We start from the raw sequence: 14,670 nt of genomic DNA, 5'->3' as shown, positions 1-14,670 counted from the left end.
GAGCTTGGCTACCTGCCGTTTTCCCGAAACAGCGCCCAACTCCTGTTCCATCTGCTCTCCAAGCTCTACGAGCGGACCTCGGTGCTGGTGACGACAAACCTGACGTTCGGCGAATGGGCGCAAGTCTTCGGAGACGCCAAGATGACCACGGCGCTCTTGGACCGTGTGACGCATCACTGCGAGATCATCGAGACTGGCAATGATAGCTGGAGGCTCAAGCACAGAAGCCAATGAGGCGCCCCCTCCCCGATTAGATGGAGGGCGGACATCAACATCGAGGGGGTCAATTTTGGACGCTGATTGGGGGTCACTTTTCGGTGCTGTTTGACAGATGAACTAGGAATGCGGATAAAGGCGGCCATAGACTCCCCCGGCATTGGGATCGAAAGCCTTTATTGACCTGTATACCATAGCGGCCTTAACCGAAAGGGAAGTCCTGGAGAACTTGCCCTGGCCGACACATCTCATAATTCTTGCGCGACATCCGCAGCTTGCCCCACGGCTTTTCCCGCTTCAGGTTCTTGAGCATGGCGGTGGGTGGCTTTCTCTGCCGGGGGATTTAAGAGAAGGGGAAGAGGCGGGGCAGTGAACTGGATATGCCCCGTCTTTTAGTATCGAGTAAGACCGATTTTGACGTCGCGTGTGGGGGATAGTGTGGGGGAAAATCTCTAAGCAAAGAAAAAGGGAGTCAGATTTGCATCTAACTCCCTGGATTTCCTGGCGGGGCCGACGAGACTTGAACTCGCGCCCTCCGACGTGACAGGCCGGCGTTATAACCAGCTTAACTACGACCCCGCATATCTCTGGTAGGCGGAACAGGACTCGAACCTGTGACCCTCGGCTTGTAAGGCCGATGCTCTCCCAGCTGAGCTACCCGCCCGCCCGGCGAGACACGGTATCTACGCATCTGGACACCCGCCGTCAACGTTTTTTTTCGCCAGCGCGAAATTTTCTTGTTTTCCTCTGCGATTTCGCTATGATGAAATCATGCTGCCGCCCCCCGACTTTGCGTTCCTTTTCAGGGGACTCGCCATCCTGGCCGCCGGCGGCCTGCTGGTCGCGGCCACCGCCATGGCCGTGAGCCAGGTCTGGGCCTTGTGCGCAGCCTTGCGCCACGCGCCGCCGCCGTTTCTGGAGGCCGCCTGCCGGGGCCGGCGGCTGCGCTGCAGGCTTCTGGCCCTGGCCACGAGCTTCGGCGGTTATTGCGCCATGGGCCTGACCCTGCCGCTTGGGCCGCTGGTCGGCCGCGCGCCGCGCCGCATGCCCCGCAGCGGCGAACCGGTCGTGGTCTGTCTGCACGGACTTTACCACAACCCCGCAGCCTTCCTGTGCTTCCGGCCAGCCCTCACCCGGCGCGGCTTCGGCCTCGTCCTGTGCCCCGGCTATTTCTCGCTGGGGACGGATTTCGAGGCCGTGGCGCAGGCGCTTGCGGCCCGGCTGCGCGCCTGGCTGCCGCCCGATGCGCCCCTGTGCTTCCTCGGCCACAGCCTGGGCGGGCTTCTCGCGCGGCGGCTGATGGCCGAAGGGGACTTCGGCCGCCGCACCCTGGCCTGCGTGACCCTCGGCGCGCCTCACGGCGGCAGCAGCCTCGCCGTCCTGGCGTTCGGACGCCTGGGGCGCGGCCTTGTCCCCGGCGGCCCCGTCAGCCGCATCGTGGCGGCGCTGCCCGATCCGCCGGAGGTTGCGCTGTTGTCCCTGGCCTCGCCCGTGGACGCCATGGTCGCGCCCCTGGTCGGGCTGGCCGTGGGACGACCCGGATGGCGCGAGGAGGCGACGCCGGCCGTCTCCCATCTGGGCATGCTCTGGCATCCTGCGGTCATCGCCCGGGCTGCGGGCTTCCTGGCCGCGGCGGTCGCCAGACGGCAGGCCTGAGCTCGCGCGAAACGCCGGCCGGGCGCGCAACGCCATTGCGCGCGTCGCCCGACTTTGGTTACAAGGGAATATCGCCCTGTCGTGTGCGGGCATCCCCTGCAAGGAGAGGCCCATGCCGCAAGCCGGAACGCCGCGCGTCGCCTTCCATTCCTGGCTGCTGCTCTTGGCGGCCCTTGCCGCCGTGCCCATGGCGCTTTTCTCCTGCGTCATGCTGCTCGATTCCATCAAGAGCCAGCGGGAAATCGAGACGGTCTCCCTCAAGCGCCGGGCGCTCGCCATCGCCTCCGTCGTGGGGCGGCATCTGGCGGCCCGGGCCTCCATGCTCACCGCCATCGCCGAAAGCGAAGCCGGCCGCAGGAACGACCTCGAAGCCCTGTACAGCCATGCCGTCAGGATCGTTGCCCGTGATGGAGGCAGTTTCTCCATGTCGCTGGTGGACCGGGACGGCGCGATCCTGTTCAACACCCAGCGCCCTTTCGGCGAACGTCTCCCCGACACCAGCGACCCCGCCTCCGCCCTCCAAGTCATCGAATCGGAGCGTCCCATCGTTTCGGGGCCGTACGTTGGCACGATTTCCCACTCCCGGCTGGTGAGCCTCGGCGTGCCCGTTTTCGTGGGGGCAAAGGCCCTGTACTGCCTGCGCGCGCTCACTCCCATTGTCGAAGTCTATGCCTTGCTCGGGCAACAGCATCTTCCCGAGAATTGGAGCGTGGCCATCCTGTCCGGCGATGCCATCGTCGCGTCCTATGATCCCTCGGCGTTTCTCGGGGCCGTGCTCGGCGAGGAGAGCCGGAAGGAAATCGGCTCGGTCCGGCCCGAGGACAACGGCGCGACCGTTTCCGGAAGCATGGCGTATCCGGTGATTGTGGCCAGGACCGAGGTGGGCGACTGGGGGTGGACCGTGGTCATCGGCGTCCCGGAGGACGCGTTCGTTGCGCCTTTGCGCCGGATGCTTCTTCGTTTCGGCGTGGCCGGTCTGCTGTGCCTGGCGGCGGGGTTTGCGGCCTCGCTCTGGCTGGCCCGCCGCCTGGAGCACGACGTCTCCGTGCTGATCGCGGCTTCGACGGAAATATCCCAAGGGGAGCGCCCGTACGACGCGGGCGTCATCATCCGCGAAATGGGCGAGGTGCGCGCCTGCCTGCTCGCGGCCAGGGACCGCGAGGAACAGGCCCTTATCGACGCCCTCACGGGTCTGCCCATGCGCAACCGCTTCTGGGAATTGGCCAGAAAGCTCGAGGACGCGGTGCGCCAGGAGCCGGACCTCGCCCTTGCGGTCATGTTCATCGACCTCGACGGCTTCAAGCAGGTCAACGACGTCCACGGCCACGAACAGGGCGACCGGGTGCTGGCGCAGACGGCCCGGGTGCTGCGCGAGAGCATCCGCGAGACTGACGTGGCCGGGCGCCTGGGCGGCGACGAGTTCGTGGTCTGCCTGACGGCGCAACAAAGCCACATGCGCGCCGCGGCCGCGTCCATGGCCGCGCGGATCGTGGCGGGCGTCGGCGGCCTGGGCATGGGCCTCGGGTGCAGCATCGGCGTGTCGCTTTGCCAGGGGGGCGAGCCGAGCCTCAAGCACGCCCTGGATATGGCCGACGCGGCCATGTACGAGGCCAAGCGGCTTGGCAAGAACCGCTATGTCCTGCGTGAGGATGTCTGTGCGGAGGACGGCGACACGTCGGGCTAGGGCATTTTCCGGCGCATTTGCGCCACGAGTTCCTCCAGGGGCGGCTCGTCGTCGATGCGGTAGGGGCCCGTGGTCGGGAGATCGTCAAGGCGTGACGCGCCCGCGGGGGTTGCCGGAGCCGCGTGGGGCGGGGGCGGCGAAAGGGGCCCGGCCTGGGGCGCGGGCGCGGCTTGCGCATGCTGCGGGTGCGCCGCCTGCATGGACGGGGATTGCGGGGCCTCGATGGGACGCGTGGGCGGCGCGGCGTTCTGGTTTGGGCGGAAGGCCACGGTCGGCGGCGTCAGTTTCGGCTTCTGGTCCAGGAAATCCTCGCGATAGCGCTCGAAGGTGAACATGCCTTCGCCCTTGCCGGCCTGAATGATGCTCTCGAGCTGGTTGAGGCGGTTTTCCCGGATGATGTTTTTGACGGAGTTGTTGCTGCGCAGGATGGAGAGCACCGGGGCGCGGAACCCGACCCGGGGCAGGATCTCCATGTGCTGCACCACCACCGCGCCCAGGCACGAGGCGATCTGCGCCCGGGCGAAATCCTGGGCTCCCTCGCCGAAGGCGTTGCACAGGCGCAGGAGCGCCTCCTCGGGCGTGCCGGCGTGCAGGGTGGCGATGACCAGGTGCCCGGCCTCGGCGGCGTTGATCGTCAGGCGCATGGTTTCCGGGTCGCGCAGCTCGCCCACCATGATGACGTCCGCGTCCTCGCGCAGGATATCGAGCAGCCCCTGCTCGAAACTCAGGAAATGCGCCCCGAGCTCGCGCTGGTCCATGAGCGCCTTTTCCGAAGTAAACCGGTATTCGATGGGGTCTTCCAGGGTGATGACGTGGGCGGCGCGGGTCTGGTTGATCTCGCGGATCATGGCCGCGATGGTCGTGGACTTGCCGTTGCCCGTGGGGCCGCAGATGAGGATGAGCCCGTGGTGCAGCGAACACAGGTCGCGCAGGGACGGATGGAGGTTCAGGGACTCGAAGTCCGGCACCACCGACGGCAGGAAGCGCACGGCCAGGCCCAGGCCGTCGGCGGAGTAGAAGGCGTTGAGCCGCATCTGGGCGTCCTGGAGATAGACCGAGAAATCCACGGACCAGCGTTCGGCGAGCTGGCGGCGCTGCCGTTCGGACGTGAGGCGGTTTAGGAGCTCTTCCATGTCCGCGGTGTCGAAGACGATGTCGCGCTGGAAGTGCAGGTGCCCGTTTTTGCGCACGGCCACGGGCTGGCCGGTGCGGATGTGCAGGTCGGTGATGCCGTTCTTGGCGCAGGAGCTGACGAGTTTAAAGAACTTTTCCATGGGGTTGCGCTTTATTTGACCGGAGCGGACACGGTCAGCTTGGAGATGGGTCCTCCGGCGCGCAGTTCCGGGGCGTACATGGCCTCGGCCTGGGCGGGCGGGACGGTGAAGCTGCCCGGCGTAACGGCCCGAAGCAGGGCATAGGACACGTGCCATTTCGTGTCCGCAAGATCGGTGAAGGCCAGGGTGCGGTCGTCGCGCATGTCGAGGTACGCGGGCGTGTCATTTTCGTCCGCCGCCTCCATCCAGGACAGGCGCTCGGTGGTGGCCAGGCGCGGGTTTTCCACCTCGAGCCCCGCCGGGAGCAGGTTTTCGAGCACGACGTTGGCCACCGGCCCCTTGGTCGCGCGCACGGCGAACCTGACGACCACGAGAGCGCCCTGCGGCACGTCCGCGCCCGCCGCAAGGGGCGTGCCGTCGCGGTGCAGGAACGTCCTCGCGACCTCGAGGCCCGCGGCCTGGGGCGCGTAGGCGGCCGGGGTCGGCACGGCCCGGGTGCGCACGCTGTAGAAGCAGGCCCCGGGCTCGAAGCCGTCGTCCACGCTGATGCGCAGGTCCCCGGATTGGGGCAGGCCGCGCAGGCTCAGCGCCTTGTCGCTGCTGAAATCGGACAGCACACCCGTTCCGGCGTAGAGCGTCCCGGAGAAGGGCTTTTTGGCCTGCTGCCGGGCGTAGTACTTGCCAAGGGCCAGCAGGGCGAAGGCGTTTTCCTGGGTCGAGGGGTAGGGCTCGCCCTCGAGCAGCCGCCCGACGTCTTCGGCGAGGCTCGGCAGCCTCGGGTCGGCCGGCGCGGCGTCGAGCAGGGCGGAGAGGAACAGCGCCTTGTCGCGCAGGGGCGAGGACAGGTTGCCGCCGGTCTCCTTTTGCGTTTCGCCGCCCGGGATGGGGCCCGAGACCAAGGCGTCCGCGGTGCGGGCGTTGCCCACGGCGGCATAGGTCGCGCCGAGCAGCCCGCGTGCCTCGGGCGGCAGGGCCTTGGCCCTGGTGTCGCGCAGGTTGTCCATGGCGCCGATGTCCGCCCGGCCGGCCTTGGCCTGCACGAAGAGCGCGTAGGCGGCGCGCGTGAGGCCTTCGGGCGTGGCGAGGTCGGCCTGCCTGCCGGTTTCGCCGGCAAAGGCCAGGGCCTGTGCGAGCACGTTTGGGTCCACGGGATAGCCGGCCAGGCGCGCCTCGGCCAGGAAATGCGCGGCGTAAAGACTCATCCAGGCCTGGGGTTCGGAGCCGCCGGGCCACATGGAAAAACCGCCGTTGTAGAGCTGCATGCCGGTGATGCGCCGGATGGCGGCTTGCGTCATGCCCTGGGGCGAGAGGGCGTCGAAGGCCCCGGGGTCCAGCGCCCGGGCGAGGTCGGCGAAGTAGAGCAGGGGAAAGGCGCGCGAGACCGTCTGTTCCAGGCAACCGTAAGGATAGGACAGCAGTGCCTTGAGGTTGCCGGTGAAGCGGATGAGCGGAAAGCGGCCGACCGTGACGTCGAGGCGCGCCGTGCCGGGCACGAACTCCCCGGACGCCAGTTCCGGCACGGTGAGGCTGGCCGCTTCCAGCGCGCCGGAACGGATGGTGGTGCGCGCGGGCAGGGGGGAGCGCACGGGCAGGCTTGCGGTGTCGGCCGAGCGTTCGCCGTTGCCGGAAACCGCCACGGCGAATTCCGCCACGCCCTCGGCGTCCCCGGCCGTGACCGGGAAGGCCACGGTCGTGGCCGCGCCCTTGGCGATGGCGACGTTTCGCGTGGGTTCGGCCGCGCGCGCCGGACCGGACGCGGTCAGGGAGATGGCGAAGGAGCCGTCCTTGCCCGTGTCGTTGCGCACGGTCACGGGGATGTCCGCGACGTCGCCGAAGGCCAGGAAGCGCGGGAACGACGGCAGCAGCACGAGCGGGCTCTTGACGAAGGTCCTGGCCTCGGCCGCGGCGAAGCGCCGCCCCGAGACGCCGGCGGCCATGAGCCGCACCTGGCCCTGGAATTCGGGGATGTCGAAGGAAACCTGCGCCTTGCCCGAAGGCCCCACGGACACCGGGCCGGACCAGTAGGCCACGGTGCGCCGGCCCGGGCTCTGGGTGCGCACGAAGTTGGAGAGGTCTTCCAGGGAATCGCCGCCGCCGGCGAGGGCCTTGCCCATCACGGGCGGCACTTCGGGCAACAGCAGGGAGAAGGTGTCGAAAGTCTCCACCTGGAGCCGTCGCTTGGCGTAGAAAAACGCGAAGGGATCGGGCGTTTTCTGGGCGATGAGCTGGAGGATGCCCTCGTCCACGGCAGCGACCGTGACGACGCTGCCGGGCGGGGCCGCAACCTCGGCCGTGAGCTTGCCGCCCGGGCGCATGGATTCCGGCGCGGTCACGGCAAGGGGCAGACGGCCCGAGGCCTTGTCCACGGGCATGGGCGCCGCGCCGAAGGCCCGCGACGGGCTTTCCGGCGTGACGTCGGCGGCCTTTTTGACCAGGGTCGCGGTCACGTAGACTCCGGGCATGTATTCGGGCCGCACGGGCACCGCGATCTCGCCCGTGTTGCCGGGAAGGTTGACGATCTGGACGTCGTGCACGCCCGAGCCCTCGACCGTGACGAGGAGCTTGCCGGCAAAGGGCGCGCGCACCTGGAACCGGGCCGTCTCGCCCGAGGCGTATTCGGCCTTGTCGGGCTTGAGTTCGATGCGTGCCGGGTTCTCCACGGCCCAGGGCGAATAGCCGAAGCCGCCGGCGTAGAATTCCAGCTGGCTCGACGCGCCGCTTGCGGGGTCGGCGAGGACCAGCCGGTAGCTGCCGAAGGTCGGCGGGGTGAAGGAGGTCGCGCCCTTGCCGCCCTTGGCGGAGACGGTGCGCGTCTCCACGGTCTTGGGGTCGCGCACGGACTCGTAGGTGAACGCGCCGTCGGGGTTTTTGCGCAGCACCGTCTGCCAGGTGTCGCGGTAGAGCGTGGCCGTGAGTTCCGGCGCGTCCACGGGCTTGCCGTCGGGCGAAACGACCACGTAGTCGAAGCGCACGGGCTTGCCGGGCGTGGCCGCGTCGCTCGCCAGGCGCTTGAGGCCGGGGTAGGCGGCGTAGACGTGGACCGGGATGCGGGCCAGCCCCGTGACGCCCCGGCCGCCGCCCTCGCGCACGCGCGCCGTGACGATGGCCTCGAGCGCCGCCGGCGGCGACAGGTCGTCGGGGATCGGGGCGTCGAAGGATGCCTGGCCGTCGGGGCCGAGGTTGCCGGCCTCCTCGAAAAATTCCGTGTCCTCGAAGCTGCGCTCCGGGTCGCCGAAGACGTAGCCGGCGTAGCCCTTGGGCGCGAATGCCGCCTTGACCAGCCGTACCCGGGCCTCCACGGGCAGGTGCGCGCCCGGCGCGCCGAAGAGGTAGCGCCCGTTGACGGTGAAGGGCAGCGATTCCCCGGGGCCGGCGGCTTCCGTGTCCGCCTTGACCGCGACGCTTACGCGGTCCGGCACGAATTCCTCCACCTGGAAGCGGTACTGGCCGATGACCGTGTCCGCGGCCGTGATCTCCAGGGTGTAGGAGCCGGTCAGGGACTGGGCCGGCAGGGCCTGGCGCAGCGTGACGAGGCCCTGCGCGCCGGTGACCACGGCCTGTTCGCTGATTTTGCGGCCCTGCGGGTCGTTGAGCCTGAGCGTCACGGGCATGGACGGCGGCACGCCCAGGCGCGCGTCGCGCACCACGGCCACGCCCTCGAGCGTCTCGCCCGGGCGGTAGATGTCGCGCTCGCCGTAGACGAACGCCGTGTAGCCGACGTCGGGCATGACCGCGCCGGCGACGTCGAGGCCCGTGGCGTCCACGCGGAAGCGCTCGTAGAGCAGGTAGCTCACGTCCGCTCCCTTTTGCACGACGATGAGGTAGGGGCGCTTGTCGGCCAGGAGCTTGGGCGGCACCTTGGCCCGGAACAGCCCCTTGTCGTCGGTGGCGCCGGCGGCGAGCTCCTGGTTCTGGTAGGACAGCACGCGCACGCTCGCCCCGGCCACGGGAGCCAGCGTGGAGTAGGACGCGGTCCACACGAGCAGGTCGCCCTGGCCCTGCTTGGCCACGATGCCGATGTCCGTGATCAGCACGTAACGCTGCGCGCCCTGGAACTTGCCGGGCACGGTGAGCGCCACGCGGTAGAGGCCGGGCTCGTGCCCCTGGATGTATTTCTCCAGGTTCACGGGCGTGACCACGGCGGCGTTGTTCTTGTAGCGCAGCGGGATGCGTTCGTTCACGATGCGGTCGCCGAAGCTCTCGTTGACCGAGCCGCCTTCGTAGTCGTCGTCGAAGGCGGAATAGGTCACGGAGAAAAACGGGAACAGATTGTTGAAATACACGCGGTCGATGGACAACTCGGCGGCGTTGGTGTTGACGCTTTTTATCGCCAGGTTCTTGTAGCCGTTTTTGCCGAGAAACATGCCCTGGTCCTTGAAGTCCACCGTGGGCTCGAGGTCCGGGATGCGCACCGTGCGCGAGACCGTTTCGTCGAGGACCGCGCCGTCGCCGGCCGTGAGGCCCTTTTCCAGGGTCACGGTGTATTCGCGGCCGGGTTCGAACGCGCCGCTCAGGACGAGCTCGTCGCCGTCCCCGGCGAGCGAGGTTTCCATGTCCGGTTCCACGGCCACATGGGCGGCGGTCTCCTCTTTGGCCTCCACGGGCGCGGACAGGCGCAGCCGGATGGTCGCCGCGCCTTCCTCGGAAGATGCTTTGACGTCGCGCAGGCGCAGGTGCGGGTCGAGGGCCACGGGAATGACCGCCACGGCCTCGCGCGCCAGGGCCACGTCGCCCTTTTCCGGGCGCAGCCCGGTGGTGACGGCGACCTTGACGTCGCGCTGCTGCGGCGTCTTGCGGATGGGGTCGGACACGAAGCCGATTTTTTTCGAGGGATAGGTCGTGGTCGGCGAAATCGCCACGGGCCGTTGCGGCGAGTCCGGGTCGAGCAGGGCGATGTTCTCGGCCAGGGCCTTGGGGTCCACCTTGCGGTTGAAGGCGGCTTCGCCGCGCACCACCACCATGGCCCCGCCTTCTGGCGCGGGCTCGAGGTGCGCCGTCAGGCGCGTGGCCTCGAACGCGCCGTAGGAGGCTTTCCATTCGGTCTGGCCGGCCAGGGTCTGGGGGGCGCGCAGGAACGCGTCGGGCTTGAAGGCGAGCGTATAGGCCGTGGCCTGGGCGAAGCCGTCCTTGGGCTCGAAACGCAGCATCCACGGCGAAACCCAGGTCCATTTGCCGGGCAGGTCGGGCGTGAGCGCGGCAGGCGGCGCAGCGGGCGACGCGCCCTCGGTCGCCCCGGCCACGGGACGGTCGAAGGTGGCGAGCAGATAGCGGCCGCGTTCGGGGTCCATGCCGACGCCGAGCAGGCGCACGGCGTCCCCGTGCGGGGCCTGCGTCCCGGGCGCGGAGGCCTGGGACGCGGCGGGCGCGGGGGCCGGCATGGGCTTTCGCAGGAGCAGGGCGAATTCGCCCAGGGCGAGGCACAACAGCACCGCGATGAGGATGTTTTTTATGCGTTCGCTCGAGCCGCCGGGTTGCGCATGGTCCATGCCGCCCTCCATGAGGCTTTCATACGCGGGCGGCATATTTTTTCAACAACGACCTGTGCGCGCGCGACCCTTGCAAATTCGGCCCTGTCTGTTACCCGGAATGATCTCGACCACGGAGGCCCCATGCACCATCCGCTTCGCACGCTCCTGCCCCTTGTGCTGCTGTCCCTGCTTTTCGCCGCGGACCCCGCGCCGGCCGCGCCCGAAGGGGACGCCGGGAAAAGCACCCTCTACGGCATGTTCCACCGCACCCCGGAAAGCGGCATCGTCTTCGACAACGCCGAAGAGCCCGGCGTCGTCTACATTCCCTTCGACGCGACCTCCATCATGGGCGACGACCTCAATATCAAGGTCCGCGTGCAGGGCAGGATCGTGGAGTCCTTCACCAGAAACGGCAAGGCCTACCGCATCCTTTCCGTGGACAGCATCAGCCCCATGACGGCGGAATACGGCGCGACCACCATCGCCGACGGCAAACAGGCCGGCCTGCCCGGCACCGACGCCGCCGACATCCACAATTACCAGAACAGGGTCTGCTACCTCTACGCCCGCTACGCCGTGCTCGACCGCCAGGCCGCCTACTCCGACGGCCATATCCTGCGCGTGCTGGCCCGCAGCCCGGGCGACGATCCCGACGCGGTGTGCGAGGCCCTCGAAGGCCGGCCGCTTTTCGAGATTCCCAACGGCGGCGAGTTCACCTTCGCAGGCCTCTCCGGGGACACGCTTTTTATCCAAAACGGCAAGCCCGACGCCGTGCACGGCATTATGGCCGTCAACCTCGCCACGCAAAAGCAGACCCTCGATGCCACCGTCCTGCCCGGGACGCGTGTCGCCACGGGCGTGCTGCGCTACGCGGAAACGGTGACAGGCGCGGGCAAGCCCGCCTGCCCGGCCGGCAAGACCGCCGCGCGGGAGATGACGCTCGACCTCAAGACCGGGAAGACGACGGCGGCCGGCAAGACGACCTGTCGCTAGGAAGAAACGGCGCTGCCGTCGGATGCGTGCGAACCGGGCCTTCGTCGGTGTTGTTTCCATGACGCGGTTGCTCCTTGTCGCGGGCGCGCAAGAGAGACGTAATGGCTGGGAAAGGCGTGCATGTTGTCATGCTGGTGTTTGACCACGCGCGACGTGCTGGTCGAACCCCTGTTGCGTCACCTTGACCAGGAGGATCGTCATGCAATTGTCGGTGGACAAGCGTCTTTCCCTGCTCTGTTGCGTCGCCTTGCTCGTGCTTTGCGGTTGCACAAGGCACGGCAAGGGGATGCGCCCGGACACGGCCACATCGCAGGACAGCCTTGATCCGGCGCAGGTTCGGGCGATTGCGGAAGAGGGCTTCATCTACGGGCTGCCGCTCGTGATGAACTACGGTGTCATGTACGAAAATGCCGTGGATCGCGATTCCGGGCAATTCAAGGCGCCGTTCAATGTACTTTATAACGAAGCGCGCGTTTTCACTTACAAAGACACGACGGTGGTGACGCCAAACAGCGATACGCCGTATTCCTTCATTTTCATGGATCTCGGCACGGAGCCCATGGTGCTGTCCGTGCCGGCCGTGGAGAAGAAGCGCTACTACTGCGTGCAGCTCGTGGACGGCAACACCTTCAATTACGGCTACATCGGCAGCCGGGCCACGGGCAATGCGGCCGGCGACTACCTGATCGTCGGGCCGGACTGGAATGGCGACGTGCCGCCGGGGATCGGGAAGGTATTCCGCTCGAGCACCCGGTTTTCCCTGGGGCTTTTCCGCACCCAGCTTTTCAGCGCCAAGGACATGGCCAACGTCAAGAAAGTGCAGGCGGGCTACAAGGCGCGCCCGCTTTCCGCGTATCTCGGCCGGCCCGCGCCCACGGCGCTTCCCCTGCCGGCCTTTCCGAAGATCGACAAGGAACGCGTGCAAACCGGGTTCTTCGAATACCTCGATTTCGTCCTGCAGTTCGCGGCGGTCGGGCCGGAAGAGGTCGCCATCCGGGAAAAGCTCGCCCGCATCGGCGTCGGGCCGGGCAAGGCCTTCGATTTCAAGGACCTGTCTTCCGAGAGCAAGGCGGCGGTCCTGCGCGGCATGCAGGACGGCGAAGAAAAGGTCACTCACGCCGCCGCCGCGATCGGTAAGGCCGTCAATGGCTGGCTGCTGAGTTCGGCCTTCGGCGACCGCGCCTTTTACCACGGGGACTGGCTGCTGCGCGCCGCCGCGGCCAAGGCCGGCATCTACGGCAACGACGCGGTCGAGGCGGTCTATCCCATGACCAGGACCACGGCCGATGGCGAACCCCTCGACGGCGGCGCGCACGACTACGCGATCACGTTCGCCGCCGGCCAACTGCCGCCCGTCAACGCCTTCTGGTCCGTCACCATGTACGACGGCAAGACGCAATTGCTCGTCGAAAACCCGATCAACCGCTATCTCGTCAACTCGCCGCTGCTGCCGCAACTGCGCCGCAACCCCGACGGGTCGCTGACGATTTTCGTCCAAAAGGATGCGCCGCAGGGGAAGCGGGCGGCCAACTGGCTGCCCGCGCCGGACGGGCCGATCTACCTGGTCATGCGCCTGTACTGGCCGAAAACCGGGGCCCCTTCGGTCCTGCCCGTGGGCTCCGGGTCGTGGCAGCCGCCGGCGATCGTAAAAACGCGCCAGCGTTCGGTTTCGTAACGAAAAAGGGGTCGCTGCGGCGGCCCCTTTGTTTGTGCGGCAAGCCTTTCCCCGGCGCGGCGCTACCCGGTGCTGCGCGCGAACGCCGCGGCCTCTTGCACCTGCGCTGCGGAAGGCCGGACCCCGGTGTAGCGGACGAATTGTTCCAAGGCCTGCAGGACGATGATTTCGCTGCCGGAAATCAGTTTTTTGCCGCGCGCCCGGGCGCGCGCCAGAAAGGGTGTTTCCGGCGGCATGGCCACGACGTCGCAGGCGACGTCGCAGGCCGCGATCATCGCCTCGGGAAAGGCCAGGGCCCGCGCCTCGGGGCCGGTCATGCCAAGGGGCGTGGCGTTGAGGAGAAAGGGCGCGGCAAGGCCGGCAAGCTCGGACTGCCAGGCGTAGCCGCAGGCTGCGGCAAGGGCCGGGCCCGTGACGGCGTTTCGCGCGACGATATGGCCGTGGGCGAAGCCGAGCCCCCGAAGGGCCGCGGCCACGGCCTTGGCCATGCCGCCGCTGCCGCGAAGGACGAACGGCGTTTGCGGGGCGATGCCGGCCTGCTCCACGAGTCGGCGCACGGCGAGGTAGTCGGTGTTGGCGCCGGTGAGCCGGCCGCCGTCGTTGACGATGGTGTTGACCGCGTCGATGGCCGCGGCCGAAGGTTCGATATCGTCGAGCAGCGGGATGACCGCTTCCTTGAACGGCATGGAGACGGCGCAGCCGCGCACGCCGAGAGCCCGCACGCCGCCGATGGCCGCGGGCAGGTCCGTGGTGGTGAAGGCCTTGTAGACGTAGTCGAGGTCGAGCAGTTCGTAGAGGCGGTTGTGGAAACGCGTGCCGAAATTGCCGGGCCGCCCGGCCAGGGACATGCACAGCACGGTGTCGCGCCCGATGGGCGGTTTCATGGGCGGGCTCCTTGGCGGGACGGGACTTTGGGCATGGCCTGAGCGGGCGGCATGAAACGCCGCCGGCCGGTATCGCGTTTAGCCGAATTCCGGCCAATCCTTTTCGAAGCGGACCTTCCCCTTTGTCTTCTTGAACTTGCGCAGCAGGACGTAGAGCGCGCCAGCGCCGCCGTGGCGGGGCTGGGCCGTGGTGAAGGCCAGCACCACGCGCTTGAGCGGGTCGCGCGTGAGCCAGCTTTTGAGCTCTTCCTTGAGTACGGGCACGCCGCCGGGCGAATTCGCGCCGCGACCGGGAATGACAAGCAGGCAGCGCTTGCCGCCGAGGTAGTGTTCGCGCATGAAATGGAGCAGGGAAAGGTAGGCCTGTTCGGTATTGAGGCCGTGCAGGTCGAAATGGGCCTCGGGCGAGAACTGGCCGGCGCGCAACTGGCGGTAGACCTTGGGGTCGAGGTCGGTGACGAAGCCCTGCACGTATTCGTCGCTGTATTCCAGGGTGAATTCGACCTTGCCGCTGACGAGGTCCTGCAGGGCGGCCAGGGCCTTTTGCTCCTCGTCGGCGGGCGAGGGCGGGGGCGGCGGCGGGGCGGCGGGGTGGACGTCGCGGCCCTTGGTCTTTTCGCGGTCCATGGGGGCCACGCCGTTCATGGCCCGGAAAAACGCGGTCTCGTCGTTGTCTTCGGGCGTGGCCGGTTTTTCGGCGGCGCAGACGGCCTTGGCCACGACGTCGGGGACGTGTTTCTTCTTGGCCACCTTGACGCCTTTGAGCACGGTGGCGAAGGGGCGGAATTCGTTTTGGGGATCTTTGGCTGCCATGGCCGGG

Annotated in this window: 9 protein-coding genes and 2 tRNA genes; 5 read left to right on the top strand and 6 right to left on the bottom strand. The window is 68.0% G+C overall.

The genetic code is table 11. The annotated features are described in order from the left end of the window. Positions 1-234 (top strand): ATP-binding protein (locus Q368_RS0121580; protein ID WP_029461108.1); only part of this gene is annotated, 234 nt, incomplete at its 5' end. A 484-nt stretch (positions 235-718) separates the two neighbouring features. Here the strand turns inward: Q368_RS0121580 and Q368_RS0121575 are convergent. Both Q368_RS0121575 and Q368_RS0121570 read right to left on the bottom strand, forming a co-directional pair. Then, a tRNA-Asp gene (locus Q368_RS0121575) sits at positions 719-795 on the bottom strand. Between the two features lie 9 nt (positions 796-804). Next, positions 805-880: transfer RNA gene (locus tag Q368_RS0121570), tRNA-Val, on the bottom strand. A 107-nt stretch (positions 881-987) separates the two neighbouring features. Here Q368_RS0121570 and Q368_RS0121565 point away from each other — a divergent pair. Then, complete coding sequence (locus Q368_RS0121565) at positions 988-1,872, top strand: esterase/lipase family protein (protein WP_245611435.1); 885 nt, start codon at positions 988-990, stop codon at positions 1,870-1,872. Between the two features lie 112 nt (positions 1,873-1,984). Continuing rightward, positions 1,985-3,556, top strand: coding sequence for a sensor domain-containing diguanylate cyclase (locus tag Q368_RS0121560; protein WP_029461106.1), 1,572 nt, complete (start codon positions 1,985-1,987; stop codon positions 3,554-3,556). Here the strand turns inward: Q368_RS0121560 and Q368_RS0121555 are convergent. Both Q368_RS0121555 and Q368_RS0121550 read right to left on the bottom strand, forming a co-directional pair. Beyond that, positions 3,553-4,830 (bottom strand): type IV pilus twitching motility protein PilT, encoded by a 1,278-nt coding sequence (locus Q368_RS0121555; protein WP_029461105.1) that lies wholly within the window; start codon positions 4,828-4,830, stop codon positions 3,553-3,555. The two genes, Q368_RS0121560 and Q368_RS0121555, sit on opposite strands and share 4 nt — an antisense overlap. A gap of 11 nt (positions 4,831-4,841) precedes the next feature. Continuing rightward, positions 4,842-10,316, bottom strand: coding sequence for an alpha-2-macroglobulin family protein (locus tag Q368_RS0121550; RefSeq protein WP_029461104.1), 5,475 nt, complete (start codon positions 10,314-10,316; stop codon positions 4,842-4,844). Between the two features lie 123 nt (positions 10,317-10,439). Between Q368_RS0121550 and Q368_RS0121545 the strand changes: the two genes are divergently transcribed. Together Q368_RS0121545 and Q368_RS0121540 are read left to right on the top strand one after the other, a co-directional pair. Beyond that, positions 10,440-11,291, top strand: a complete 852-nt coding sequence (locus tag Q368_RS0121545; RefSeq protein ID WP_029461103.1) for a hypothetical protein — start codon at positions 10,440-10,442, stop codon at positions 11,289-11,291. 199 nt (positions 11,292-11,490) lie between these two features. After that, complete coding sequence (locus tag Q368_RS0121540) at positions 11,491-12,966, top strand: DUF1254 domain-containing protein (RefSeq protein WP_029461102.1); 1,476 nt, start codon at positions 11,491-11,493, stop codon at positions 12,964-12,966. Between the two features lie 62 nt (positions 12,967-13,028). On the opposite strand, the gene Q368_RS0121535 is transcribed toward Q368_RS0121540, so the two are convergent. Both Q368_RS0121535 and Q368_RS0121530 read right to left on the bottom strand, forming a co-directional pair. Further along, positions 13,029-13,850: a shikimate 5-dehydrogenase gene (locus Q368_RS0121535; protein WP_029461101.1), complete on the bottom strand. Its 822-nt coding sequence runs from the start codon at positions 13,848-13,850 to the stop codon at positions 13,029-13,031. A gap of 78 nt (positions 13,851-13,928) precedes the next feature. Next, on the bottom strand, positions 13,929-14,663 hold the full coding sequence (locus Q368_RS0121530; RefSeq protein WP_029461100.1) for a Smr/MutS family protein: 735 nt from the start codon (positions 14,661-14,663) through the stop codon (positions 13,929-13,931). Between the last annotated feature and the right edge of the window lie 7 nt (positions 14,664-14,670).

Origin of the sequence: Solidesulfovibrio alcoholivorans DSM 5433, from assembly GCF_000702665.1 — a bacterium.
Classification (GTDB): Bacteria; Desulfobacterota; Desulfovibrionia; order Desulfovibrionales; family Desulfovibrionaceae; genus Solidesulfovibrio; species Solidesulfovibrio alcoholivorans.
Note: the sequence above shows the minus strand (reverse complement) of the source record. Positions and strands in the feature narration are given on the sequence as shown.

Excerpts from the sequence above, each read along its gene's own strand:
- Q368_RS0121535 (WP_029461101.1), bottom strand. The coding sequence starts at position 13,850 with ATGAAACCGCCCATCGGGCGCGACACCGTGCTGTGCATGTCCCTGGCC.
- Q368_RS0121530 (WP_029461100.1), bottom strand. The coding sequence starts at position 14,663 with ATGGCAGCCAAAGATCCCCAAAACGAATTCCGCCCCTTCGCCACCGTG.
- Q368_RS0121540 (WP_029461102.1), top strand. The coding sequence starts at position 11,491 with ATGCAATTGTCGGTGGACAAGCGTCTTTCCCTGCTCTGTTGCGTCGCC.
- Q368_RS0121565 (WP_245611435.1), top strand. The coding sequence starts at position 988 with ATGCTGCCGCCCCCCGACTTTGCGTTCCTTTTCAGGGGACTCGCCATC.
- Q368_RS0121560 (WP_029461106.1), top strand. The coding sequence starts at position 1,985 with ATGCCGCAAGCCGGAACGCCGCGCGTCGCCTTCCATTCCTGGCTGCTG.
- Q368_RS0121550 (WP_029461104.1), bottom strand. The coding sequence starts at position 10,316 with ATGGACCATGCGCAACCCGGCGGCTCGAGCGAACGCATAAAAAACATC.
- Q368_RS0121545 (WP_029461103.1), top strand. The coding sequence starts at position 10,440 with ATGCACCATCCGCTTCGCACGCTCCTGCCCCTTGTGCTGCTGTCCCTG.
- Q368_RS0121555 (WP_029461105.1), bottom strand. The coding sequence starts at position 4,830 with ATGGAAAAGTTCTTTAAACTCGTCAGCTCCTGCGCCAAGAACGGCATC.